Source organism: Paenibacillus jamilae (assembly GCF_050482105.1).
Lineage (GTDB): Bacteria > Bacillota > Bacilli > Paenibacillales > Paenibacillaceae > Paenibacillus > Paenibacillus jamilae_B.
This window is the reverse complement of sequence record NZ_JBCNHI010000018.1, coordinates 498,279-522,772: the sequence shown is the minus strand read 5'-3', so window position 1 is coordinate 522,772 and position 24,494 is coordinate 498,279. Positions and strand designations below refer to the sequence as shown.

26 protein-coding genes, 1 pseudogene and 1 riboswitch are annotated in these 24,494 nt (G+C 41.0%); of the genes and pseudogenes, 13 read left to right on the top strand and 14 right to left on the bottom strand.

Annotated elements, in window-relative coordinates; all coding sequences use genetic code 11:
• Positions 1 to 16 precede the first annotated feature (16 nt).
• From ABEW32_RS17625 to metH, 3 genes are all read right to left on the bottom strand, one after another.
• Positions 17 to 844 carry a TIGR01457 family HAD-type hydrolase gene (locus ABEW32_RS17625; protein ID WP_430189890.1) on the bottom strand — a complete coding sequence of 276 codons (828 nt, stop codon included), beginning with the start codon at positions 842 to 844 and terminating at the stop codon, positions 17 to 19.
• A gap of 489 nt (positions 845 to 1,333) precedes the next feature.
• Positions 1,334 to 2,266 carry a ribonuclease Z gene (gene rnz, locus ABEW32_RS17620; protein WP_430189887.1) on the bottom strand — a complete coding sequence of 311 codons (933 nt, stop codon included), beginning with the start codon at positions 2,264 to 2,266 and terminating at the stop codon, positions 1,334 to 1,336.
• Between the two features lie 79 nt (positions 2,267 to 2,345).
• Positions 2,346 to 5,786, bottom strand: coding sequence for a methionine synthase (gene metH / locus ABEW32_RS17615; RefSeq protein ID WP_430189884.1), 3,441 nt, complete (start codon positions 5,784 to 5,786; stop codon positions 2,346 to 2,348).
• Between the two features lie 282 nt (positions 5,787 to 6,068).
• On the opposite strand from metH, the gene ABEW32_RS17610 reads away from it, so the two are divergent.
• Positions 6,069 to 6,611, top strand: a complete 543-nt coding sequence (locus ABEW32_RS17610) for a 1,2-dihydroxy-3-keto-5-methylthiopentene dioxygenase (RefSeq protein ID WP_430189881.1) — start codon at positions 6,069 to 6,071, stop codon at positions 6,609 to 6,611.
• Positions 6,612 to 6,708: 97 nt separating this feature from the next.
• Here the strand turns inward: ABEW32_RS17610 and ABEW32_RS17605 are convergent, their stop codons facing one another.
• From ABEW32_RS17605 to ABEW32_RS17590, 4 genes are all read right to left on the bottom strand, one after another.
• Positions 6,709 to 7,503 (bottom strand): HAD family hydrolase, encoded by a 795-nt coding sequence (locus ABEW32_RS17605; RefSeq protein WP_430189879.1) that lies wholly within the window; start codon positions 7,501 to 7,503, stop codon positions 6,709 to 6,711.
• A gap of 153 nt (positions 7,504 to 7,656) precedes the next feature.
• Positions 7,657 to 8,166, bottom strand: coding sequence for a hypothetical protein (locus tag ABEW32_RS17600; RefSeq protein WP_430189876.1), 510 nt, complete (start codon positions 8,164 to 8,166; stop codon positions 7,657 to 7,659).
• A gap of 116 nt (positions 8,167 to 8,282) precedes the next feature.
• Positions 8,283 to 8,489 (bottom strand): DUF896 domain-containing protein, encoded by a 207-nt coding sequence (locus ABEW32_RS17595; protein ID WP_016821948.1) that lies wholly within the window; start codon positions 8,487 to 8,489, stop codon positions 8,283 to 8,285.
• Positions 8,490 to 8,595: 106 nt separating this feature from the next.
• Positions 8,596 to 8,964, bottom strand: coding sequence for a LysM peptidoglycan-binding domain-containing protein (locus ABEW32_RS17590; RefSeq protein ID WP_430189873.1), 369 nt, complete (start codon positions 8,962 to 8,964; stop codon positions 8,596 to 8,598).
• A 189-nt stretch (positions 8,965 to 9,153) separates the two neighbouring features.
• On the opposite strand from ABEW32_RS17590, the gene lexA reads away from it, so the two are divergent.
• From lexA to ABEW32_RS17575, 3 genes are all read left to right on the top strand, one after another.
• Positions 9,154 to 9,780 (top strand): transcriptional repressor LexA, encoded by a 627-nt coding sequence (lexA, locus tag ABEW32_RS17585; protein WP_013310545.1) that lies wholly within the window; start codon positions 9,154 to 9,156, stop codon positions 9,778 to 9,780.
• Positions 9,781 to 10,208: 428 nt separating this feature from the next.
• Positions 10,209 to 10,373 carry a hypothetical protein gene (locus tag ABEW32_RS17580; RefSeq protein ID WP_430189870.1) on the top strand — a complete coding sequence of 55 codons (165 nt, stop codon included), beginning with the start codon at positions 10,209 to 10,211 and terminating at the stop codon, positions 10,371 to 10,373.
• A 40-nt stretch (positions 10,374 to 10,413) separates the two neighbouring features.
• Complete coding sequence (locus tag ABEW32_RS17575; protein WP_430189867.1) at positions 10,414 to 10,554, top strand: hypothetical protein; 141 nt, start codon at positions 10,414 to 10,416, stop codon at positions 10,552 to 10,554.
• Between the two features lie 62 nt (positions 10,555 to 10,616).
• Here ABEW32_RS17575 and ABEW32_RS17570 read toward each other — a convergent pair whose 3' ends face one another.
• Both ABEW32_RS17570 and ABEW32_RS17565 read right to left on the bottom strand, forming a co-directional pair.
• Positions 10,617 to 11,117, bottom strand: a complete 501-nt coding sequence (locus ABEW32_RS17570; protein WP_430189864.1) for a DUF2798 domain-containing protein — start codon at positions 11,115 to 11,117, stop codon at positions 10,617 to 10,619.
• 465 nt (positions 11,118 to 11,582) lie between these two features.
• Complete coding sequence (locus ABEW32_RS17565; protein WP_430189861.1) at positions 11,583 to 12,038, bottom strand: MarR family winged helix-turn-helix transcriptional regulator; 456 nt, start codon at positions 12,036 to 12,038, stop codon at positions 11,583 to 11,585.
• A 151-nt stretch (positions 12,039 to 12,189) separates the two neighbouring features.
• Here ABEW32_RS17565 and ABEW32_RS17560 point away from each other — a divergent pair, with 151 nt between their 5' ends.
• Positions 12,190 to 13,068, top strand: coding sequence for an SDR family NAD(P)-dependent oxidoreductase (locus tag ABEW32_RS17560; protein ID WP_430189858.1), 879 nt, complete (start codon positions 12,190 to 12,192; stop codon positions 13,066 to 13,068).
• A gap of 4 nt (positions 13,069 to 13,072) precedes the next feature.
• Here ABEW32_RS17560 and ABEW32_RS17555 read toward each other — a convergent pair whose 3' ends face one another.
• On the bottom strand, positions 13,073 to 13,954 hold the full coding sequence (locus ABEW32_RS17555) for a glycosyltransferase family 2 protein (protein WP_430189856.1): 882 nt from the start codon (positions 13,952 to 13,954) through the stop codon (positions 13,073 to 13,075).
• Between the two features lie 481 nt (positions 13,955 to 14,435).
• Here ABEW32_RS17555 and ABEW32_RS17550 point away from each other — a divergent pair, with 481 nt between their 5' ends.
• On the top strand, positions 14,436 to 15,902 hold the full coding sequence (locus tag ABEW32_RS17550) for an FAD-binding protein (protein WP_430189853.1): 1,467 nt from the start codon (positions 14,436 to 14,438) through the stop codon (positions 15,900 to 15,902).
• Between the two features lie 129 nt (positions 15,903 to 16,031).
• Here the strand turns inward: ABEW32_RS17550 and ABEW32_RS17545 are convergent, their stop codons facing one another.
• Positions 16,032 to 16,139 carry a YjcZ family sporulation protein gene (locus ABEW32_RS17545; protein ID WP_430189850.1) on the bottom strand — a complete coding sequence of 36 codons (108 nt, stop codon included), beginning with the start codon at positions 16,137 to 16,139 and terminating at the stop codon, positions 16,032 to 16,034.
• A gap of 112 nt (positions 16,140 to 16,251) precedes the next feature.
• A complete protein-coding gene (locus ABEW32_RS17540; protein WP_430189848.1) occupies positions 16,252 to 16,362 on the bottom strand; it encodes a YjcZ family sporulation protein in 111 nt (36 codons plus the stop codon).
• Positions 16,363 to 16,568: 206 nt separating this feature from the next.
• Between ABEW32_RS17540 and ABEW32_RS17535 the strand changes: the two genes are divergently transcribed.
• From ABEW32_RS17535 to ABEW32_RS17505, 7 genes are all read left to right on the top strand, one after another.
• Entirely contained in the window at positions 16,569 to 17,360 is a 792-nt protein-coding gene (locus tag ABEW32_RS17535; RefSeq protein WP_430189845.1) for a polysaccharide deacetylase family protein, read from the top strand.
• A 119-nt stretch (positions 17,361 to 17,479) separates the two neighbouring features.
• Positions 17,480 to 17,791 carry a hypothetical protein gene (locus tag ABEW32_RS17530; protein WP_430189843.1) on the top strand — a complete coding sequence of 104 codons (312 nt, stop codon included), beginning with the start codon at positions 17,480 to 17,482 and terminating at the stop codon, positions 17,789 to 17,791.
• 47 nt (positions 17,792 to 17,838) lie between these two features.
• Positions 17,839 to 18,495, top strand: coding sequence for a class F sortase (locus ABEW32_RS17525; protein ID WP_430189840.1), 657 nt, complete (start codon positions 17,839 to 17,841; stop codon positions 18,493 to 18,495).
• Between the two features lie 44 nt (positions 18,496 to 18,539).
• Positions 18,540 to 19,664, top strand: a complete 1,125-nt coding sequence (locus ABEW32_RS17520; protein WP_430190435.1) for an amidase domain-containing protein — start codon at positions 18,540 to 18,542, stop codon at positions 19,662 to 19,664.
• A 56-nt stretch (positions 19,665 to 19,720) separates the two neighbouring features.
• Positions 19,721 to 21,232: an oligosaccharide flippase family protein gene (locus ABEW32_RS17515; RefSeq protein ID WP_430189837.1), complete on the top strand. Its 1,512-nt coding sequence runs from the start codon at positions 19,721 to 19,723 to the stop codon at positions 21,230 to 21,232.
• Positions 21,233 to 21,297: 65 nt separating this feature from the next.
• Positions 21,298 to 21,398, top strand: a riboswitch (guanidine-I (ykkC/yxkD leader).
• 87 nt (positions 21,399 to 21,485) lie between these two features.
• Complete coding sequence (locus tag ABEW32_RS17510; RefSeq protein ID WP_430189834.1) at positions 21,486 to 21,824, top strand: DMT family transporter; 339 nt, start codon at positions 21,486 to 21,488, stop codon at positions 21,822 to 21,824.
• A complete protein-coding gene (locus ABEW32_RS17505) occupies positions 21,821 to 22,135 on the top strand; it encodes a DMT family transporter (protein WP_430189831.1) in 315 nt (104 codons plus the stop codon). Before ABEW32_RS17510 ends, ABEW32_RS17505 begins: the two co-directional genes overlap by 4 nt.
• Positions 22,136 to 22,329: 194 nt before the next feature.
• Here the strand turns inward: ABEW32_RS17505 and ABEW32_RS17500 are convergent, their stop codons facing one another.
• Both ABEW32_RS17500 and ABEW32_RS17495 read right to left on the bottom strand, forming a co-directional pair.
• Positions 22,330 to 22,761: a hypothetical protein gene (locus ABEW32_RS17500; RefSeq protein ID WP_430189829.1), complete on the bottom strand. Its 432-nt coding sequence runs from the start codon at positions 22,759 to 22,761 to the stop codon at positions 22,330 to 22,332.
• 272 nt (positions 22,762 to 23,033) lie between these two features.
• Positions 23,034 to 24,449: pseudogene (locus tag ABEW32_RS17495) on the bottom strand (transcriptional regulator).
• Between the last annotated feature and the right edge of the window lie 45 nt (positions 24,450 to 24,494).

The following is a 24,494-nucleotide window of genomic DNA, read 5'->3' as shown; positions in this document are numbered from 1 at the left end:
TCTAAGACATATCCTTTTATGATTTCAGCTCTTTTTGCATCCATTCCTGCAGTTCATCCAAATTTTCAAACATCAGGTCAGGCTTCACCCCAACGGCACGAATATGTTCATCCATATTAGCGCGAGTCGTTACACCCGTCAGAATCAGAGCTGTTTTACAACCTGCTGCTGCACCTGCCGCAATATCTGTAAGCATATTATCGCCCACAACCAACGCTTCATCCGCTTTAATGTTCAAGCGATTCAGTGCATAATTCATTAGCACGCTTGAAGGCTTGCCGATGACGATCGGTTTGACCTGTGAAGCAGCTTCAATGGCAGCTCCAATTGTACCCGCACCTGGTGTAAGTCCGTCATGCGAAGGCAATTGTAGATCCGGATTTGTCAAAATAAATGTAGCTCCCTCCCGAATCCAGCGCATGGCAGCTGCCAGCGTTTCATATGTAAATTGACGATCTATCCCCTGTACCACATAATCAGGATGGCTTTGAACAAGCTGCAAGCCAGCCCCTGTGAGTGCCTCGCGTAATCCCGTTTCACCAATACAATACACATGAGCTCCAGGGCTTTGCTGTGCAACATATTGTGCAGCTGCTAACGCTGAAGTATATACTTCATGACTAGCTGCTTCAATTCCCATACCAACCAAATGCTCTGCCACCGATTCGGGTGTGCGTGAAGCATTGTTTGTGACATATGCATAAGGTATTTGCTCTGAACGCAATCGCGAAATGAACAGATCCGCACCCTCGATCATCCGATTGCCATGATAAAGTGTTCCATCCAGATCAATTAGTAACGATTTTATCGCAATCCCCTCCCCCACTTCAATTTCATCCATCATAACATTGAAAATAATAATTCACCCCATGAATGGTGTTCTCCTTTTTATTTAACCACCTGAATGACTTAGGTCATTAAATAATCGGTCCGATCCTTCCCATTCATCTCATCTATCTTAAGTCAAAGATGCATATGAAGTCCATGAATTGCTGGTAAACCATCCAAAATACCGTCATTCCTCGCTAAAAGCTGTCGCTTCCACATAGCATAAGATCATTTCTTCGTCGAATTCCATCGAAGATGCTACGTCGTCAAAGGAACTTCCCTGTATTTCCTGTGCATACTCAAGCAACTAAATCCTTTAAATTCGATATATAGAAACTCAAATATGACACGCCTCCATATGTGGTAGAATCATTTCGTCTCCCGCATTCTCTTGCCATCTCACCTCTTGTCGCATCCTGCGCTTTCCCGGAAAATAATTTCTGTAGAAAAAGAAAAGCACCGGAGCAAGCCCCGGCACCTATGCACATATCTTGTCTCCAATTGTTTATTGACCGATATCTGGTATCGGTAACAACACATGCTGCTCCGCAAGCAATGAATTGGGGAATAGGCTTCTCGCTTCCTCAAGCAAAGGCTGAAGCTGCTCTTGATCTTTATACCTAGAACTAAAATGCGTCATAACTAACTGTCCCGCGCCTGCAGCTTTTGCCGCTTCCGCTGCCTGGAGCGCCGTACTATGATGATACTCGTACGCTGTATCCGCCAGATCATGCAGAAAAGTGGCTTCGTGAACGACAACAGTTGCCTCTCGTGCCAGCACTACTGTATTCGGACAAGGTCTCGTGTCACCTAAAATAGTGACGATACGCCCCTTTTTGGGTGAGCCCAATACATCCTGAGGATGCAGAATAACTCCACCCTCTACTTCGACGCTTTCCCCACGCTTTAATTTACCGTACACCGGACCAGGCTTGATCCCATATCGCTCCAGCAACTCTTGGTTGAGCTTTCCAGGCTTATCCATCTCTATGATTCGGTAGCCATAACTGTCGATCCGATGATCCAGCAAAGCTGATTCCACACGAAATTGACCGTCATCAAACAGAACTCCACCTGTATGCTCCACAATATGTAGTTGGTAATTGATCCGAGATTGGCTGATCCCTAATGATAGCTCGATATATTGCTGGAGCCCAGGCGGTCCATATACCGTCAGAGGTGCAGTACCTCCTTGATATGCCCTGCTCGATAAAAGGCCCGGCAGACCAAAAAGATGATCCCCATGCAAATGAGTGATAAATATCTTTTCAAGTTTGCTCAGCTTGAGCGGCGAACGCAATACTTCCTGTTGTGTCCCTTCGCCGCAATCAAATAACCACATGCTTCTCCGTTCCTCTAATAAACGAAGAGCAATGGACGTTACATTTCGCTGAATTGTAGGTACCCCTGCATTTGTACCGAGAAAATATAATTCCATGACATTTACCTTCTTCCTGCTGACCAGCAAAAAACCTCCGAAGCTCGGAGGGTATTTGCTATCCCATCTGATAAAGGTGTTAAACCTTTTCGACGTTAAAATACTGCGCCTGAGGGTGGCTGAACACCATGGCTGATACTGAAGCCTCTGGTTCCATCATAAACCCTTCGGTTAGCTCAACGCCAATGTCCTCAGGTTTTAACAATTGGAACAACGGTCCCTGATCCTCCAGATCTGGGCATGCCGGATAGCCAAAGGAGACCCGTATGCCTTGATATCTGGCGCCATGCCGCTGTTTCATCGTCATATCGGCAGGGTCCGGGAAGCCCCAGCTATCCCTGATAATATGATGAAGCCGTTCTGCTAGCCCTTCTGCTACTTCGAGCGCTACCGCTTGAAGTGCATGCGAGCGCAGATAATCTCCTTTTTCTTTCCACTGGGTAGATAGCTGCTGAATGCCATGACCAGCAGTAACAACCATGAAACCTACATAGTCCATAATCCCTGATTCCACTGGTTTCAAGAAGTCAGCCAGACACAGATAAGGCTCTACCTGCTGACGCGGGAACGTAAATGTGTGCAGTACCTTGCTTACATCCGACGGATCATAGATTAGAATTTGATTTCCCTGGGACTGCGCCGGGAAGAACCGATACATAGCACTCGCCTGAATAATTCCATCTGTAACAGCTTCAAACATAATGCTGTCCACAGTTTCCTTCAACTGAATCGCTTTCGGGTCCCCCGAAGCTAACAATTGCTCAACATTCCCTTTTAAGCCAAGATGATGCCCCATCAGCATCTGCATATTCACATAAGGGAGAATATAATTCAGCGGATAGTTGCGCAGTACGTGGCGATCCGTATCCGGTGGGATATAGACGGGCAAATCCTGAGCAATGTTAGAGCGTACAGCCCGAGTTAGCTTAGGGAGCGGCTTGGCCTCCACGACCGTTGCCGCTTCCGCCTCCTGCTCAGCCTTCATGTCCTCGGCCATTTTTTTGCGGGACTCAGGGTCCATAAGCTTATTGGCAATATCCAGTCCATCCATAGCATCTTTTGCGTAGGCTACCAGTCCATCATACTCAGGACGAATACGATTTTTAGTAAACTTACGCGTTAAGGCAGCTCCACCAACCATTATTGGAATATCAATGTTCGCATTTTTCAGATCCTGCGCGGTTAGTACCATTTGTTGTGCCGATTTAACAAGCAGACCGGACAGGCCGATCATGTCAGCCTTTTCTTCACGATAAGCTTCAATGATGCGTTCTGGTGGTACTTTTATACCCAGATTTACAATATGGTAACCATTGTTGGACAGAATAATCTCCACCAAATTCTTACCTATATCATGCACATCACCTTTGACCGTGGCTAACAAAATCTTACCTTTTACCGAGGATTCATTCTTCTCCATGAACGGCTCTAAATAGGCTACTGATGCTTTCATCACTTCAGCGCTTTGCAGTACCTCAGCAACAATTAGCTCATTATTGTTAAACAGCCGTCCTACTTCCTCCATCCCTTTCATCAGCGGTCCGTTAATAATCTCCAGCGAAGAATATTTGGCGAGCGCCTGCTCCAGATCTGGAATCAATCCTTCCTTACTTCCCTCCACGACATAGGAAGCCAGTCGTTCTTCGAGCGAAAGGTTGGATATCTTCTCTTTTTTCTCCACTTTCTTGTTACGGAAAGCTGCTACAAATGCAGATAACGTATCGTCGTTTGTATTGTAGATCAGATCTTCTGCCAATTTCCGTTCATGCTCGGGAATAGATGCATAGCGTTCAAGCTTCTCGGTGTTTACAATTGCGTAATCCAGTCCGGCTTTGGTGCATTCATATAAATAGACAGAATTGAGCACTTCACGACCCGCTTCAGGTAAACCAAAGGATACGTTACTGATGCCCAATATGGTATGAACCCCGGGAAGAGCTTCTTTAATAATACGTATGCCCTCAATCGTTTCCTTAGCTGAACCGATATATTGCTCATCCCCTGTTCCTACTGGGAATACGAGCGTATCAAAAATAATATCCTCCGCTGCCAGACCATAACGGTTCACCAGCAGGTCATAAGAACGTTTGGCTACCTCAAGCTTATCCTCACGCGTAATCGCCTGTCCCCGTTCATCAATCGTTCCGACAACAACAGCTGCGCCGTATTTATGAATAATAGGTGCCATTTTCTCGAATTTTTCTTCACCATCCTCCAAGTTAATGGAGTTAATAATTGCCTTACCTTGCGAGTATTGAAGTGCTTTATCAATCACTTTAATATCCGTGGTATCAATCACCAATGGTACTTTTACCTTGTTTACGACCAGTTTCAAAAACGCTTCCATATCCATCATCTCATCGCGATCTGGATCTTGCACACAGATATCAATGACATGTGCGCCGCTTTTTACCTGAGCACGGGCAATTTCAGATGCCTCTTCATATTTGCCCTCTACGATCAACCGCTTGAATTTCCGGGAGCCAAGAACATTTGTTCGCTCACCAACCATATACGGACGATTGTCCTGTTCAATATACACAGGCTCAATACCCGATACGGCAGGAGGATGATGACCTACGAGCTGACGAGGCTCAAACTTTGCCATACTTTCACTCATAACCCTTATATGCTCTGGTGTAGTACCGCAACAGCCTCCTGCAATATTCAACCAGCCTTTTTCAGCGAAAGCAGCCATTTTACGAGCTAATGAATCCGGCGATTCATGATATTGACCATTTTCATCAGGCAAGCCTGCATTTGGATAACAGCTAATAGCTGCAGAGGACATTTCAGACAATGAACGAATATGATCACGCATAAACTCTGGACCCGTAGCACAATTCAGTCCAATCGAGATTGGCTTTAAGTGTTCCAGTGATATGCAAAAGGATTCGATATTTTGTCCGGCCAACGTTGTTCCCATCGGCTCAATCGTACCAGAAATCATTAACGGAAGCTCAATGCCTGTCTGCTCAAAAGCCTGCCGAATTCCAATGCTTCCTGCTTTAACGTTAAGAGTATCCTGTGAGGTCTCCAATAAAAGAACATCCACCCCACCTTCAATAAGCGCCAAAGCCTGCTCCTGATAGCTTTCAATCAGCTCTGCAAATGTAACACCGCCTGTGACAGACAAGGTTTTCGTGGTTGGACCCATAGCTCCTACAACAAAACGAGGCTTGTCCGCAGTGCTGTATTTATCCACCGCGTTACGCGCCAGTTTGGCAGCCACCAGATTAATTTCACGGGCACGTTCCGGTATATCGTAATCCGCCAAAACGACGGATGTCGCTCCAAATGTATTCGTTTCAATCAGGTCTGCTCCAGCCTCCAAGTACGCTTCATGAATCCCTTGAATGACATCAGGTCTTGTTAAGACCAACATCTCGTTGCAGCCTTCCAACTCTTCCCCACCAAAATCAACGGGGGAAAGGTCCTCCTGCTGAATCATAGTGCCCATAGCCCCATCAAGAAGGAGTATTCTTCGTTGTAACACATCATGCAAGCTAACTTTATCCAAAATATCTTCACCCCCGCAAAACGTTAAATCCTAGTTTAGCAGAAACCGTACCATTTAGATAGATTGAAGTAAAAACATACGTTTTATGCAGGCTGTTCTTCGTCTCATACGACTTAGCTGATCTATTTTTGTAGTGTGCATCGCTATAGACGAACGTCTTTAACCTGAATCTTTTAGCTATAGTCGCTCCCAGATAAAATGTTTCAACCTGTATTGTACAACAGTTCAAGACATGGTATTCTTTATACAATATTAATCCAAGTGGAAAAGAGGGGATTCTATATGGCAGAAATTTTAATCCGCAATACAAATGAACGAATTAGCGGTGAGGAACAAGTACGTGAATTTTTAGAGAGTCATCAGGTATTGTATGAACACTGGGATGCTTCCAAGCTGTCAGGAGAGTTGAAAGAAAACTTTACTCTGACAGATGATCAAAAAGCCGCTGTTCTTAACACATTTGAACCTGAAATCAAAGATTTAGCCGCACGTCGCGGTTATAAAATCTGGGACGTTATCACTTTATCTGAAGCAACACCGAATCTGGACGAGCTGCTGGCCAAGTTCGAGCAAATTCACACCCATACAGAGGATGAAATCCGTGCCATTGTTGCTGGTAAAGGCATTTTCATCATTAAAGGCTCTGAAGAGACCGGCTATTTCAATGTAGAGCTTTCACCAGGTGACGTTATTTCCGTACCTGAAAATACACCGCACTTCTTCACTTTAATGGACAATCAAAAGATCGTAGCAGTCCGTTTGTTCATCGAAGAAAACGGCTGGATTGCCGAACCGTTCGAAGATCCAACATTCACTACAGCATAATTACGATGTATTGTGTCCATAAGAAAACTCCCTCTGCTCTGTAGTATATCGAGCGAAGGGAGTTTTCTTGATACTTGTTTAGAAGACTGTAGATTTCTTACTTTAAAGATTGAATAATTCCATGCAACTCAGACAAATGCTTGATTTGAAACTTCGGATTGATTTCTGTAGCATTGGTTTTAGCGTTCCGATTCAACCACACCGAATGTACCCCGGCTGCCAAAGCCCCTTGGATATCAGTCGTCAGCTTATCTCCTACCATTAAAGCTTGATCAGGTTCAATCCCGAGAAGTCCCAAAGCATGCTCAAATATTGAAGGGTCAGGCTTACCCCGACCAAATGAACCCGAAATGACAATATGATCAAAGAAAGGAGCTAATTGAGGAACCCCATCTAATTTCTCCTGCTGTAAATCAGGGGAACCATTTGTTAGCAATAACAGCTTGTATTGCCCCTTCAATTGTTCCAGAATCTCAAACGTTTCTTCATATACATGTGGACGTGCACGTCTTTCCGAAGCAAATTGGGCAGCTAGCTTTTCCGCCAACTCCTCATTCTCTATCCCCAGTTGCTGAAGCCCTCTGCGCCATGATTCCTTGCGATAAACAGGAGCCAACTGTTCCAATTGGCGGAATTCAGGCTGCTCACCTGCTGTAAAATTGGCCCACAGTCCTTCAAATGGATTGATGCCAATCATTTGAGTAAAACTAAAGGTTTCATAGGATTCATATAAAGCGCGCGCTTCCTTGCGTACGGCTTCTTCGAGCGTTTTTGGATCAGCGCCTGTTTCTCGGGAGCCTGTTTGACAAGCTGCATCAAATGCCTCTTCTACACTACGTTCATCCCACAGAAGGGTGTCATCAAGATCAAACATTATCGCCTGAATTGTCATCTGAATATCCACTCTCTTTCCACTATATATGTAAGTCTGTCCGTTAGGCCGCGTATCAGATCGTTATGTGTGCTCATATTAAGCAAGTGGCCGCACCATGTTATAGGAAATAACATCATACGGCCTTACTTACAGAGCTACAGGCTAAATCCGTTATTTCTTATTTACCTGTATCTGATTGGAATGTGCAAACTTCTCAAGGCGCTCGGCAATGGCATCCGTGTCATAGCGTCCCAGTGATTTTGTGAGAATGAAATTACCGCCCTTCCCTTTTCTTTCAACGGTAACGTAACCCTTTTCAATTTTGATGGCTTTCATGTCTCCTGCCGTCATTGGCCGTTCTCTGCCACCTTTTAACATATAGAGGGTATCTTTTCCCACTTTTAAATAAGGACGGCGAATAAAGAAGATCACAGCCAGCATCAAATACAAGCCAAATACAAGCCAGTCCATTCCCCGCATGCCAGTCTTAGTCAAAAAGTAACTCATAAGCATGTACAGTACAGCAAGACCAGCCAGCATAATTGGCACAGTAATATTACGGCCACGGAAAATGTCCATTGCAGAACCTGCGCCATTAATAGTTTGAATGCCTTGTTTCTTGCGCGTTTTATTTAAATGCGCTGTGTTTTTACGTACTTTTCTTTCAAATGATCGGGCCATCTCTCAATTCCCTTCCCATAAATATTACATTAAAACAATTGCCTTAAAGCTGATCTATATAGATACCAGAAAAGATACCTAAAAACAAAAGGCAAATGATACAGGCTTTGACGACGTTAATGCTTCAGCCCGCCATTTCCCTTCGACGTATCATCGTCCACAAATTCAATGGTTTCAAGCTGCTGCCGAAAATTACGGCGAATGTTGCCTAAATAAATTTCCCGAAGGTTGGCGCGCTCTGTGGTTTCCTCTTCCGTTAACCCTTCGGCTTTTGCTTTGCGCGCTAATTCATTAATGCGCTGTACCAAGCTGTCTATATCCAAATTGTGTCCCCTCCATAAAAGCAAAGATATAATACACTTTGACATGTAGAAAAGAGCTTGTCAAGGCACTCGCATTGCGCCTCTAACAAGCTCTATAGTATATAGATTAGAAATGTGGAAGCTTAAGCACCTGACCTGCCTGCACTCCCCGATCCTCCAAACCGTTAATTCGCTCAATTCCTTCAATATATACCCGTGTATCCATTCGCTCCGGTTTATGATTCACGGCAATCTCCCATAACGTATCTCCAGGTTGTACGGTCAGCTTAGTCACTTCTTCCTTGGAAACTGAAGGAGCTGCGAAAACCGTAAGTACCCCTGCCCCTGCAACCCAAACGACAATTACTACAATAAGAAGCTTAAGCAAAAGAGTATTGGTAATCATCTGTAGCATACGCGCCTTACCCTCTTTTCGGGTCTCCTGTAAACTCTCTAAATTCATCGGTAAAATACTTTGATAAGTGCTATATTTCATAATTGGCTGCGTCCTCCAAACGTTTGTTCTTATGTTTCTCACAATATAACACGAACATTTGTTTTGTTCAATAGAAAAGAGAACAAAAGTTCGCAAATATTTTTGTGAATTACTTAGAACTTATGTTTGTACGAACGGAGGTTCTATGCTATAATTTTCCCAAACGTTACTAAATGGGGTTGATACGGTATGTCTAAGATTTCGAGCCGCCAGCAGGCCATTCTTGAATTTATCCGCAATGAAGTGCGTCTAAAGGGCTATCCCCCTTCTGTACGCGAGATAGGCGAGGCAGTCGGATTGGCCTCCAGCTCTACGGTTCACGGTCATTTGGATCGTTTGGAGAAAAAAGGACTCATTCGCCGCGATCCTACGAAACCACGGGCTATTGAATTACTCGGCCAAGACGAATCGGATAACAGCAACTTGATTAATTATTCCATTAGCCGTGTTCCCGTCGTCGGCAAAGTAACCGCTGGTCTTCCTATTACGGCGACAGAAAATATTGAAGATTACTTTCCTCTTCCCCAACACTTTGTTGGTGAGGATAAAATATTCATGTTATCTGTTGTAGGCGAAAGCATGATTGAAGCTGGTATTGCTAACGGAGACTATGTAATCGTACGTCAGCAGCAAACCGCTGATAACGGAGACATTGTTGTAGCCATGACAGATGAAGATGAGGCTACAGTTAAGACCTTTTACAAAGAAAAAGATCATATTCGACTTCAACCTGAAAATCCAGCCTTTGAACCGCTTCGCCTAACACACGTCAGCATTTTAGGCAAGGTTGTTGGACTCTTCCGGGACTTCCACTGATTTATTGCGCATTCTTCCCCGTTATACTACCACCAATATAAAACCGGCTGCTTAGGTGAGCCGGTTTTATATTGGTTTTATGTTACTCTATATAAGTATCCCACAATCACTCTTCCCTCTTCAGCAACCTAGCAACCTACATTGCTTCTACCATGAAATCCGCCCACTATTCCATAATCCCGCCTTATTCTTAAGTTGCTATCCTTTTATTAGCCAATACATAGAAACTCGACTCATGTGTACGAACTGTACCTTCCTCTATAACGTAAAGTTAGGAAATTAAGTGTAGGCTAGCATGAACTTTTTTAGTCCTTCATTTAGGAACATAGGTACTAGCTTCTTTTTGCCTTTAATAGATTTATGCTGACGCATTACTAGCACAATTGACATATGTATATAGCAGACTTAAAAGCAAAGGAGATATGCAGATGATCAAGAATAGAGTTAAAACGTATAAGCATCGCATCGGGAAAAACAGATATCTGATCGTTAAAGTCTTTCAAGCCGCAGCTGCTAAAGCAGGAAGCGGAAATGCACTCGCAACTAATGCATTGAATATCAAAATTTCCAAGCGTAAGCATAGACATCACTAACATTCAACCGCACCTTCATTCTTTGAAGGGAGGTGATAATATGAGCAGAAGACACTGCAACCGCGAATTGAGAAGAAGAAGATTAAACATTCGTTCCAACCAAAGAGCTAATGCACGTGCTAGAGGTAACGCACTGGCTGTTAATCTGTTTAGCGTGAATGATAGACAACGCAGACGTTAATAATTTATTTACAAGCAAAAAGCAGGAATAATTATTCCTGCTTTTTTTGACTTCTATTTTATTTAATTTAAAACTTTTTTATAAGGCCCTACTTGCTCATTTTTCTTTATAAATTTTATAAATATGGCTCGAACAGCCGGTCCCATAACCAATAATTGTAACGGATAAGCCATAACAAAGTTCTTCATGAAAATTTCTAAATATGCTTTAAATAAAGAATAATCTCCAATATCATGATTTAGAATTGAGGTGAATAAACCATAGAAGGACATAGAAAAGGCCATTCCCAGCACCATACATGTTGAAATCGTGATTACTAATATTATTTTTTTGGATTTATCAAAAGGTAGACTTAAGGCAACCTTTTTTGCTATAGGTCCCACGATGTATAAATCTAATACGAGCGCTATACTAAACCCAACTAAAAATTCAACAGCAACGGTAAGCAAGCTAATTTTTCCGATTAATCCGTTAATCAAAAGATTATAGAAGGTCATAATAATGACCATTCCGAAACACATCATAATTCCAAAGTAAAAACTTTCTTTTTTAGTTGTTGGCATTCAATTCAACCTTTCATTTATGGATGTGATCATTTTAGCTGTAATAAATTTTTCATGTAAGTGAACTTTGTATGAACATATGTCATTTATGTAACTGCCACACTCAATGAAGATTTTGAGCAAGGAGGTTCTGATACAACAAGAATTAGCACCAGCAACCTTGGTGACATCAGAAAACTTACGATTAGAACTGATGGATCTAGAACTTTTTTCATTTGCAGGTCCTAACCGTTGGCTCGGCGATGGCGGTTCTGTAGACTCCGAAACACTCTTCCCTTCTTAAAATCGTCGCTTTCAACAATTGCTCTAATAGACCAGTGAAGTCTTACTTTAATATGAAAAATCCCCACTACCTTAGCAGGTCGATGGGGATTTCGTTTATTTAGAGTATTCACATAAGCTATACATTAAGACTTTTCTAATGTTTAATTATAACTGATCCCGTTTTATCCCAATCTTTGGATTCTAATTAAGCCCATTAAATTGTCTGAGCATTTGGATGAAATCATGAAGCTCCGCATCTTTCCAGTCTGAAATTCGTTCATAGAAAACAGACTCTTTCTCCTTAAGCGCATCAATTAATTTTTGCTGTCCCTGCTCGGTAAGAGACAATATAATTCCCCTTCCATCACTTTGAGATGTCTCTCTGTTCAAATACCCCAAAGACTCAAGCTGTTTGACAAGACGACTCACCGAACTTCGATCCATCGCAGTTGACTCCGCTAAAGTGGCGGCGTTAGCTGGACCATAAGAATATAGCCAACGAACAATATGAAAGGCAGCAGGTTGTATAGAGGAATCAAATTCCGCTGCTGCTCTGACATTCAGGGCATGTGAAGCACTGATGAGTGCATTAAGCTGCTCTCCCAACTCAATCTCCAATTTCTTCCTTGGTTCACCTTTGGCTTCATTATATTTCATCCTCAATCACCTTTCTCTCGATCAAAAAACACAACTCAAATTTAGTTGACATATATCAATTAAATAATTATAGTGGACATATATCAATCATATGCATTAATCACTGAATTACTACTCCAATGAAATTGTAACACATGAAGGAGAAATGACGATGCCTAAAAATACAACTGTTGTCATAACAGGTGCCACCAGCGGTCTTGGACAGCTAGTCGCAGTTGAATTGGGAAGACGCGGCTGTTTTGACCTTGTATTGACTGCTAGAAGTAAGGAACGTGCTGAAGCTACAAGAAAACAGATTGAGGCGGTTAGTCCATCAGCGAAGGTTGACTTTTTTTATGGAGATTTATCGATACTGCAGGAAGTTAAACGGATCGGAGGTGAAATAGCCGCCGCATACCCTAAAATTGATGTGCTGTTAAACAATGCGGGAATCCATGCTTTTGAGCAACGTATCACTCCCGAGGGATTGCCTGAAATGATTGCCATAAATTATTTATCGCCGTGGCTGTTAACACATACATTAAAGCCTTGCCTGCAGAACGTAGACAAGGCCAGAGTTGTCAATGTTGCCTCCGAAGCTTCACGCCGCCACGGAGTTTTGAGACTCCCCGAGGATTTAACGGATACAACTTCCTTTACCGCTCGTGGCTCATCGCCCATCTATGGAAAAACCAAATTATTGAATATTATGTTCACTGTTGAACTGGCAAGACAGTGGTCGAATCCAGGAATCAGTGTAAATGCACTAAATCCTGGATTCAATGTTACGGGACTGGGACGAGAACTTTGGTTTGCCCCTCTATTAGAACGATTGTTGAAAATCCTACGTCTTGGAGATCCGCGAAGAGGAGCAGATATCATCACCCGATTAATTGTGGAGCCGGAGTATCATATAAAAACAGGTGGATATTTTAACGTCGGAAACGGGAAATCTATTGAACCAGTCTCACCTGGAGGAGATCCCAAGATGCAGCAAAAACTATGGAAGGCCACAGAGAATTTGCTGGAACAGAAGGGATTCCTATCATAATCTATTAATAAGGAAGATGGGATATGCATCGTGAAAACGCCATGTTTAGTAGCTCCTGGTTATAAACCAAATACTTACTGTTTTGGGCTAGCACCCAGTTAGCAAAACCTAAGGCCCTATTGTAGCTATTGTGATCGTAGGGATTAATTTTAAATCCAAGAATGTCCAGCATAATCTGGTTTTCTTCATCTGATAATTCTAAGCCTAACTGACTAAACTGTCTTTGACGAATTCTCCGAGCAGTAGCATCTTGTATAGCTCTATGCTGATTTGACACTTGTCCATTATGCTGACGATAATACAATACGTTTATGGGCAAGTTCACCATTTGTACCTGGAAAGCTAGTCGGTTCCAAAGCTCATAGTCTTCGGCATGAGGATAATTACTATCATATTGAACGCCAAGCCGGTGAATCATATTATTGCGCATTATTATAGCTGGATGGCAGATACAGCAGTGAAATAGCAACCATGTTTTAATTTCTTCATGACTGGCCGGGTTTATTTTCATTGTTCCCCCATCAGACGTAGTAAAAGCAGCACCGCACACATCAACCAACGGATTTTGATCCATATATGCTATTTGTATAGCTAGTCGATCTGGCGTAGAAATATCATCGCTATCCATACGAACGATATATTCACCACTGGCCTTTTTTAATCCTTCATTTAAAGAAGCAATCAAGCCTCGATTGGTGTTATGAAAGATTTTTACCACTCTAGGATCTGCTATTTGTGAAATCAGAAAAGTAGATCCATCTGTCGAACCATCATCAATAACAATTAATTCAAAATCTGAATAAGTTTGAGTCAAAATACTCTGTATTGCTTCCAAAACAAAAGCTGCATTATTATAAACTGGCAGTATAACCGAAGCACGTGGCACATTATTCTCCTCCCTTTCATCTTTAAAAATGAAACAGTAATGGTAATCAAAAAACAATTTTCTTATTTTTTAAAAGCTACCCCTTCTATTTGTTCATATACTAAGATATGATCTGAAATACATTTCGAAGCGGCTTCTCGGTAATATACTATGCCCTTTTGAGAAGGGGATAATCATGCACAAAGTCAAGTTAATCCAGAAAAGATTGACAAAATAAGTAATAAATTTGTACAATTAGGAAAACTATTCTCTGGGTTCCCTTCTCCACCGTAATAAATATATTGGGACTAGCGGTAAGATATCATAGTAATGATATCTTATCTCATTTTTGTCTCTCCTTTTTTCAAATACCCTCGCATTCCATTTATCGTAAGGCATCTGTCACATTACAGCTGTATGTACTACTGTTATATCTAGTGGAAAACGGACTGTGAGATTCAACAAAAGATAATATCTGTATCTTAAAAAGGGAGATAGAATGATGGAACGAAATGTAACTTCTGTTGACCACTACACTCCAATTTTGATTGTTGGTACGGGCATCGCGGGGCTCACTGTTGCTTATTATTTATCAAAAAATAATATCAAGTACACGATTACAACAAAAAAGAATGCGCCCAAACAAAGCAATTCTTTTCTTGCAGCTGCTAATACCCGTATTCCAGCGGAAAATGATATTAATCATATTATTAATCTTACTATCGATAAATGTGGAGCAGATCGATCAGTTATTGAAGCCTTATATAGAAACTCAGACACAATTATAAATTTTTTTGAGGAATTAGGAATCTCTTATGAGAAGACAAGCATTGGTGTCATGCCCGAATGTTTGATTAAATCACAAGGGGGAAAGAAATTAATTAATTGTTTGCTTCAACATATTGAACAACCGCTGTGTAATAAAATTTTGATTCATTTGGAAAAGTCTGATCAAGGAATTATCGCATTATTTTATGACATACAATTAGACCAATTTATTCGAATGTATACCAATTATTTGGTATTAGCTACCGGCGGATATGCGGGACAATTTAACTACAACGATAATTCGCCAGGTTCGACTGGAGAAACACTTATCTTAGCTAAAAAAATAGGTGCACGATTAAAGGGAATGTCTACAGTAATGTGTCATCCTTGGTCAATATACAATGGAAGACAAATTTTACTGGGCGGAGTAGTATCTTTAAGTCAAGGAAAAATAGTTGATGAGAAAGGAGTTCAACTATTAAAGGATGAGGATCTCTGTGATGCCATTGCTCGAGATGATTATCACGAAATGATTGACGAAATTCTACATTTTCAACTAGATTGCGTCAGCCAAAAAAAGGATATGTACTTAGATATGAGACATGCTGATGAAAATGTATTGAATGAAAGATTTAAAAAATATGGCTTTAGCACTAATGTGGTTAAAAATAAAAAAATCAAAATTACACCAACGATGCATTATTCTTCAGGAGGAATCGAAATTAATGCCCATGCTGAAGTGTTAAACTTGAATCGTGTTTTTGCTACTGGTGAAGCCCAATTTAATGGTGATCTTGGTACGGGAAGAATCCCTGGGCAAGCATTCGCATCGGGAATCGTTTTCGGTAAATTAATTGCTGATAAAATAGCTAATGAAGGTGTCTTCAATACTCAATACCCAATTTCATTTAAAGCACCACCTGAATCTATGCAGATGTACTCCAAAGAAAATAATAACTTTCCAATTGCTGAATATCAGAAAAAGTTGTCCACTCTAATGATGGCTCTACTCGCTCCCAATTCATCTGTGGTTTCTCTATCTCTCCAAAAAAAAAACATACAAGAAAGCCAAAAGACAATACTAAATAAAGCAAGAGGGTCAGGAAAACGGTATGAGGATATTTTAACGTTATTTTTTGGATATTTTGTTGCATTAGAAATGATAGAAGATCTTGAAGAAAAAGCATTCCGCAAAGGTTAATCAATCTTTTAATGAGACAATTTTAAAAAGCCAATAAGCGCAAAACGATATGGCAGTTTATGCGCTTGTTGGGGTCATTTTTTTGGAGTCTATAAGTTACATGATATTATCCGTCATTTTTTTACAAATTTAAACCCAAAAGGATTTAGTGATGATAACTAAGAGAATAAAGAGCACTAGAATTGCTGCTGTAGAAGTCCATGCACTGCCGCCACCATTACCTTCATATGCTCCCATGCCTTTTAACCTCCTTTATTTTGTATATATCCACTCTTATTCCCTATCACAATAGCACTAAAAAAACACCCCACCAGCATAGCCAGTAGGGTATTTTCCTTTTTTCATAACATTAAACCCAAAATGATTTAGTGATGATTACCAGCAGAATAAAGAGTACCAATATTGCAGCTGTAGAAGTCCCCAAACCTGCAACTGGAGGTGTATTATCACATCCACCCATAGTTCAAACCCCCTTTGCCACGTTGTACATTCAATATATGTAAAAATACCTTGAGTGACAGGGCATTTAGGTAAGTTAAGCTATCCTACATATAATTTTTAGTATCCCCTTTCAAAATGAATGTATAGATACTCAAGATCGTGGAATAGAGTACACTTCTTCATGGCAGACTAACCTAAAAATCGTTAGAACGGAGATTAGGCCCGATGAAAAACATTCGACTGGTGTCTTCTGCTATCGCTGCTTTTTTGCTGTGCGCCAGCTCCTTCCCTACTCCATATGTGACTGCACAGTCCACATCATACGTCTCCCCTGCACATACAAAGGGCAGATCCTATTATGAAGAACGTGGCGATATTGTATGGGAAGTTCCTACTCAGCATCGTAAGGTAATTGCTTTGACATTCGATGATGGACCGGATGAAGGCAAAACGCCTGTTATTCTGGATTTACTTAAGCAATATGATGCTAAAGCGACCTTCTTCGTGGTGGGTACTCGCGTAGAAAAATTCCCTGGTATTGTAAAAAGAGAACTTGAAGAAGGGCATGATGTTGGCAACCATACCTTCCATCATCCATCTTTCCATCGTATTTCCCCCAATAAAGCTCTGTCTGAAATTGACCAGGGCCAAGCCAGTATTGTTCTGGCAACAGGTATAGAAGCCCATCTTTTCCGTCCACCTGGTGGTTCCTACACCGATTCACTCGTCAAAATATCAAAAGAAAAGGGACTAAAAATGATTTTATGGTCTTGGCATCAGGATACCTTGGATTGGCGAAAACCTGGTGTACACCGCATCGTCAACAAAGTACTTCGTAATGCTCGCAACGGCGATATTGTTCTTATGCACGATTATGTATATAAAAGCAAACAAACTATTGAAGCCTTGAAAATCATTTTGCCTGAGCTGAAAAAAAGAGGTTTTACCTTTGTTACTGTTTCCGAACTGCTTGCTGCTCGCAAGACTCCTGAAGGACTTATTGAAGTGAACAAATGACCTTTTTTATGTAAAATGCCAATATATTTTTTTAGGAAATACTTGGCTACATGAAATGTTCTTAGTACGGAAATTATATTGAGGATTTAAAATTAACAACTATTCAAGGAGGCAATATCATGAAAAAAGCAATATTGGCTGTTACGTCCCTGGCTGTATTTATGTCTGTAGGATCGATGGTGTCTGCATCTGCACCTGCAACCGAAAAACATGAACACAAATTGCATCAACAAGAGGTTAAGACTCATGCGAAACATGAGCACAAAATGCACGCTAAGAGCAAGCATGAGAAAGCTCACAAGCTACATGCACGTGAAGCTGCACCTGCCAAAATTATTGGTGGGAAAACTATCCATACGAAAAGCATTAAAGCAAAGGCAACTAAATTACCAAAAACAGGATTTGGTGGCGCAAGCGAGCAAATGAATTAGGAGGGACAAAAGAGAGAGGTTAACTAAAGCCCTCTCTCTTTCTTCATATGAACAAAAAGTGGATCATTTATTTTTTGGTGCTATTGATTTTGTTGGGAACCACATCCTGTTCGCCTAAAGCTAAGGATCAAAGAGGAAGCTCTGCTAATAAGCCAGTTAAGCTTGAAATTCAAAAAAATAAAATAACAACAAATTCGCTACCTGATCCAAACAAATCTTTTCCTGGGATCATTCCACATAAAATCGATATTCCAGCGGTTCGTATTCATTCCATTATAGAACCGGTAACCTATCTAGAAAATGGCCAGATGGGTGTTCCAGGTAAGACTGATCGAGTAGGATATTTATCTAGCAATGTATTACCCGGCGCAGCAGGCAATGCGATTATGGACGGGCATGTCGATACATACACGGGCCCGGCAGTTTTTTATCCTCTTAAGAAACTAAACAAAGGCGATTATGTGTATGTGACTGGCACTGATGGTTGCAAGCTTCAATTTGTAGTGGAATCCGTAAAATTTTACCTAACCCCCGATGCACCGATCCAAACGATTTTCGGCCCTACAAAAGAACGCCGTTTAAACCTGATTACCTGTGCTGGACGCTACAGCCGAAGCAAAAAGGAGCATGAAGGACGACTCGTCGTCTTTACCAAATTAGCACACATGAATTCAGCCTGTGAGAAACTTACGATACAAAAATAGGACAGTTTCAAAAACAATTACCTTTTCAAGGAGAATGAATGCAGGTGCTTAGAATCAAAAAATTACAATTGTTGCGCATGATCTTGCTTGTATTTCCCGCTTGTACCCTCTTTTTTTCTCATGCACAAGCCAAGCCAGTTCAACAGGATAACGTTGTCCCTTTTCTCCAAGAATTGTTTGAAGATCGGACCAAATTGTTGATGGATCTGGATAAAAAGCATATCGAGGATCATTACTTATTAACAGACAAACGAAGTAACTACGCATATCTTCATGAAATTAATAGGGCCGAATACATTCAAGAATGGGCCAAGCATCGTAAAATAAAATTTGTGGATGTGAAAAGTTCAATTAGAATAGCTCGTTTAGAGGTATCTGGCAACATGGCAAGAGTGTCGCTTGTTCAGTCTTTGAAATTGAGTTACGAGTATGTAAATAACCATTCCGGTCGGCATGATTTTGGAATTGGAACACGTCATGGTATCACATTAAGAAAAAAGGATAATCGTTGGTACGTAGAAAAAGAATGGTATTCAGATCCCTTGGAAGAAAATCCAAAAAAAATCGAAAAAAGCGATTTGCTTTTTACTCCCCATAAAGGTCTATTAAAGCCAGTAAAGATTGTTCATAAATACAACCGAGCACGAGCCGTTGACTATGCAAACAAGTATGCAGGAATAACTTGGGGGGCAGGAAATGGTCAGCGATACAACCAAAAATACCTGGATTACAACTCCAAGGGAGGAGACTGCACCAACTTTTCTTCTCAAGTCATCGGAGACATGGAAGAAGGTGGAGGACTTCCTATGAGATCTGGGTGGCGTTATTCTTATGGCAGCGGAGGAAGCCAAACATGGGTTCAGACGGACGCATTTAAAAATTTTTTGATACGTTCCGGCTATGGCAGAATGATTGGACAAGGAAGCTTTTCGGATATCGTGCAATCAGTCAATAATTTACAGCAGCAACCTGAAAAACCTCAGTTACTTCCAGGTGACTTGATTGCTTATGTATTAAAAGGAGATGTAGATCATTTCTCTGTTGTAGTAGGATTTGATCAGAATGGCTATCCATTAGTCAATTCTCATACTGCGGACCGTTTTAAAGTACCTTTTGATTTGGGATGGGATAAAAACACAAAGTATTTGTTGATTCACATCCAAGATTAAGAATCATGCTCATACCCCCATGGTTGCTGTCATAAAATGATAATGGACAACTTCTAATGGGGGAAAAAAATTTGAAATTACCTCTTATCTTAAAACAAACCCTGGTAAGAGCTAATGCCATGATTATTGTGAAAGCTATAGGTTTGGTAGGAAAGATATTTATGACACGGCTTGTTGGAGCTGAAGGAATGGGGCTTTACCAGCTTGCCTATTCTTTCTATAGCTTAATACTAATGATTATTTCTGGAGGATTGCCGACAGCTCTAGGCATGTTTACAGCCAAGTATACAGCCAGAGGCTGGCGGCTGTTTAAAGTTTTTTCAATATTCATGATTCTGGCGGGGTTAGCATGTAGTGTCTTAATCTTCCGCCTTTCAACCCCGATAGCTAATTTGCTTGGTTATCCGCAGCTTAACTTTGTGATTCGTTGCCTCTCTCCTGCTATACTGGCCGTTCCCTTGTTAAGTTTACTGCGCGGTTATTTACAAGGACTTGAAAGATACACCGCGATTGCCCTTTCAGAAATTATAGAGCAAACGGTCAGAATTGGTACACTAATGTGTGTGGTACCGCTATTTATTCAATCCGGCATTGAGTTTGCTGTAGGTGGAGCAGTACTTGGGACTTTTACAGGCGCGATAGTATCATTTGCTATTCTTTCTGCCTTTTTTATATATAATCGTCCCGTGTTAGGTTTATCCTCCTCTCCCCTTCCATCCATTCGAACAGATTTGCCCTTGTTAGTACAAGCTTCAATTGCTATCGCACTTACACGCTTACTCATTCCTGCTTCCGACTTTATTGATGCCATTATCATCCCTCAGCGATTACAGGTTGCTGGGGTTTCGCCCAAAGAATCAGCCGAGATGTTCGGCATTGTTACTGGCATTGCACTTGTCGTCGCTTATATGCCTACCTTAATAACAGGCTCTCTGACACATACGCTCACGATGAAGATAACTGCAGATTGGCAAAATAGACTATATAATTTATTTTACAAAAAGAGCTATACTGCCATTCAAATAGCATGGGTCTGGGGATTAGCCTCAGGATTTTTCATTTTTAAATATGCCTCAGAAATTTCCTTATATATTTTTGGCATACAAAATGCTGAGTTTCCGATTAAAACGTTGGCCATGTTGCCATTACTTGTCGGATTGAGGGAAATCACTACAAGTATTTTATGGGCACAAAATCGGAAGAAGACTCCCTTTATTGGCCTCTGTGCAGGCGTCCTTTCCAATCTCATTATTCTCTACATTTTAGTGGCTATTCCCCAATTAGGCTATATCGGCATGTGCTTGGGAGTCATTATGTTGGAGATAATTTCCACAGCTTGGAATTTCCAAGCTCTGCAACTTCTTCAAAAGCCCAGATCACGTACAATTATTTTTTTATTATTGGATATTTTGATTTTTGAAGCTATTCTTATGGTTTGCACACTTTGTTCCAAAGTCTTATCCACCATGCTTAACTGGCCAGAATCGATCATTATTGTTGTGGAGATTATTCATTATTGCTGTTGGTGCATTCTATACTTAAAGGTAAAATTAAAGGCCCATGTATAGACTGTGGAATTACAATTGACTCACGATATATCGCGTGTTAGTATGACTTTAGCCAATAACTGAATAAGAATGTTTTCTAGGGTTCCGCAATCGCAAGTTTGGTCTGGTCCGAGAGAAAACGCACAGCCAAGTGGCTGTGACACGGAGGGATAAAAGCCTGGGAGATAAACGCATTGTGCGGTTTATTTCCCAGGCTTTTATCTTTTTCTTTTATGGCCAAATTTTTATTAAGAAGATTAAGGGGGAACGTGGTATGAACAAAACGTGGATTTCTGTCATTGTCGCGGCTATTTTCGAGGTTGCTTGGGTTAGTGGCTTGAAGCATGCGGATAGCTTTTGGGAATGGGCTGGTACAGTAATCGCTATTTACATCAGCTTTTATTTGATGATAAAGGCGGCGCGTTCATTAGCGGTTGGAACTGTATACGCTGTATTTGTCGGTCTGGGAACAGCTGGAACTGTAGTAACTGAGATCCTTTGGTTTGGCGCAGACATAAGTGTTTCAAAAGTTGTTTGGATCGTGTTGCTGCTTGTTGGAGTGATTGGCCTGAAAATGCTTAGTAAGAAGAAAGAGGAGGTAAGCGGAATATGAATTGGGTGTATTTGATTTTGGCGGGTATTTTTGAAATGATCGGGGTGCTGCTTATAAACAAGTTCAATCAAACCCGCAGTTGGAAATCGCTGACTCTTTTGATTACAGGTTTTGGTCTTAGTTTTATATTTTTATCATTGGCCATGAAAACACTCCCGATGGGAACGGCTTACGCTGTATGGACTGGAATTGGCGCTTCTGGAGGTGCTATCCTCGGTATGATCTTTTATGGTGAGCCGCGCAGTTTAATGCGTATTTTATGTATAGCGTTGGTCCTTAGCTCTGCTGTAGGACTGAAACTAGCCAGTTAAAAATACAATCGATGAAAAAAACTCTGCCTACCACATTAAGGTTAGCAGAGTTTTTTGAGGCTTAACTATCTTAATAAAGCATGTCTTTAAAAAAGCTATCCAACCAAATAAATTGATTCACTCGATTGCTGACCTTTGAACAACGTAAATCCATGCCCAATGGCTGGAAAGACAAGTTGTAAGGCTACGATCATCTAGAGGTTTTCAGGCTGTGAACCAGCTACTCCCCATGTTTCTCCGTTCACTTTATAATCGCTACCTCTCCACTGAAGTATGTAGTCTCCTGAACGCAAACCGTCACTGAAACCTTGGTCAGTGGATTTCCAAGTCGCTGTGTCATGAGGCGCGATTACTAGTGCTTCAATATATAGTTTGTTTGAACCGCTGTGAGTTAAGCTTACCCTAACTGGATGATCAGAATGATTCTTCAAACGAAGTTTAACATGACCCCATCCTTTCGGGACACTAAAGGCTTCTTTTACAGTTGAGCTTCCGCCCGATCTTTGAGAAATTATGATGTTTTCGCTTTTAATGACGTTTTTGCTACTTGGTGTAGCCGAAGCAATCCCTACTGTAGTTGTCAGGGCTAAAGATAATATTGAGCAAAGAAATATTTTTTTCTTCATAATTTTACCCTCCCAATGACTAAACAATGTATACTCTTACTTGGCTTAATTCAGATTCAATTAGTTTGCTATCAGAGTCATGGCTTTATATGTATGATTCAGGCTGATCACCTCAAATTTAGCCATTCGATTTATTACTTAATAAAATTTCTTCAAAGTAATAAATCCCCATCGACCAGCCAAGGTTAGCGGGGATTTACTGTACTGACGTTTAGGAACCTCCAACTTGTACAAGAATCTGGATACCAGCTACAGTCATGAAAACTAAAAAGCTACTCGCTACAATTAACAGTCCCGTTTTTTTCAACATTACCTATCCACACCTTTTCAATTAGATTAGAGAACTCTGTTTTGATTTCAGGAGTCGCATGGACTTGGAAACGCATAAACAGACCAATACAATTTATAAAATAAGTCTCATTATTTATTATATGTGACTTTACCATTGCAAATAACAATTGTTTAAAACCATCACTGTAATTATCTCTATTTAAATAATAGTAGGCCATTTCATAACCAAACCATGCATTGTTGTCGGGAACTACTTGTTGGCTGTACATATCAGTAGATGTAGAAAGCTGAGTCATGGCATCAATGTCTAGTTTAAACCTTGAAAGTATATCATCAACGTCCAAATTATATTGGTTAGCAGCTATCATAACGTTTAACAGCTTCGAAAGTTTCTCACTTTCCATAGTATTTGCTGTGTCGGCTATGTATTCAACATAATCTGGAAGCGCACTTATATCACCAGACAAGAGTTTATTAACGTAAATATTGCATCGCGCCCAATCTTGATACATTTTAACCCAATATAAAGTATTTTCATCAGTCTCTTTGACCCAATCTAAGTCTGCGTAGGCATATGTATATTGTAGAGCTTGCTGGTAATCGCCTTGAGCATCACAGACACTGGCACACAACAGGTCAGCATAGGACATATAAACAAACATCGGACGACTTAACTTCATAACAGTATCATTGTGTTCTATATCCTTCTGTTGATGTTTCCAAGTATATTGGATTTCCGCTTTAGCTTTCATTACCCTTGCTATTTCATCAACCTTGTCCCATTTACGCAAAGACCTGTATACGTTTGCTAAATCCTTTAAAGCATCAAGTTGTTCTAGCTCACCTAGACGCTCGACATAGGGCTCAAACAGTATTGCTACCAACGTGGCAGAAGTGGAGAGATATCAGCACTCCGAACGTTTGGCGATTTGTCAGTATCGTATGTTCACAATTCAGATTGGGGACGATCAAAGTCGAAACCTAAGTCATAGAGTATCAACGCGGCTTCAGGTCGTCCCTGTGCCAATAATTCCTCTGCAATGTCAAATAGCTTGGGTGAATACAGTAGATTGTCCATGATGGCTCCCACTACTCGACGGATCGCACCCAGCTTGTTCAGCTTTGCACAGCGATATAAAAATGGCTCGATCGCCTCATATTCGGAGGGGTATGATGATATAATTCTCTATAAATAACTCGTAAAAATAGCCCTCTGGTAAACCCATAGCTTCAGTAATGAGGTCAAGCTAGCTAACAGACATAGACTTATTCCCTGACACAATAGAACTTACGATTCCCCTATTCATGCCTGCAATTTGCCCAAATTGTGCTATGCTCAACCCCTCTTGGTGTAGATATCTATCTAATTCAGCTCGAATCGTAGGTGTATGCTTCATCCCATATCCACCCTTCGAATAAATATTCCATAATTTTTTAAAAAC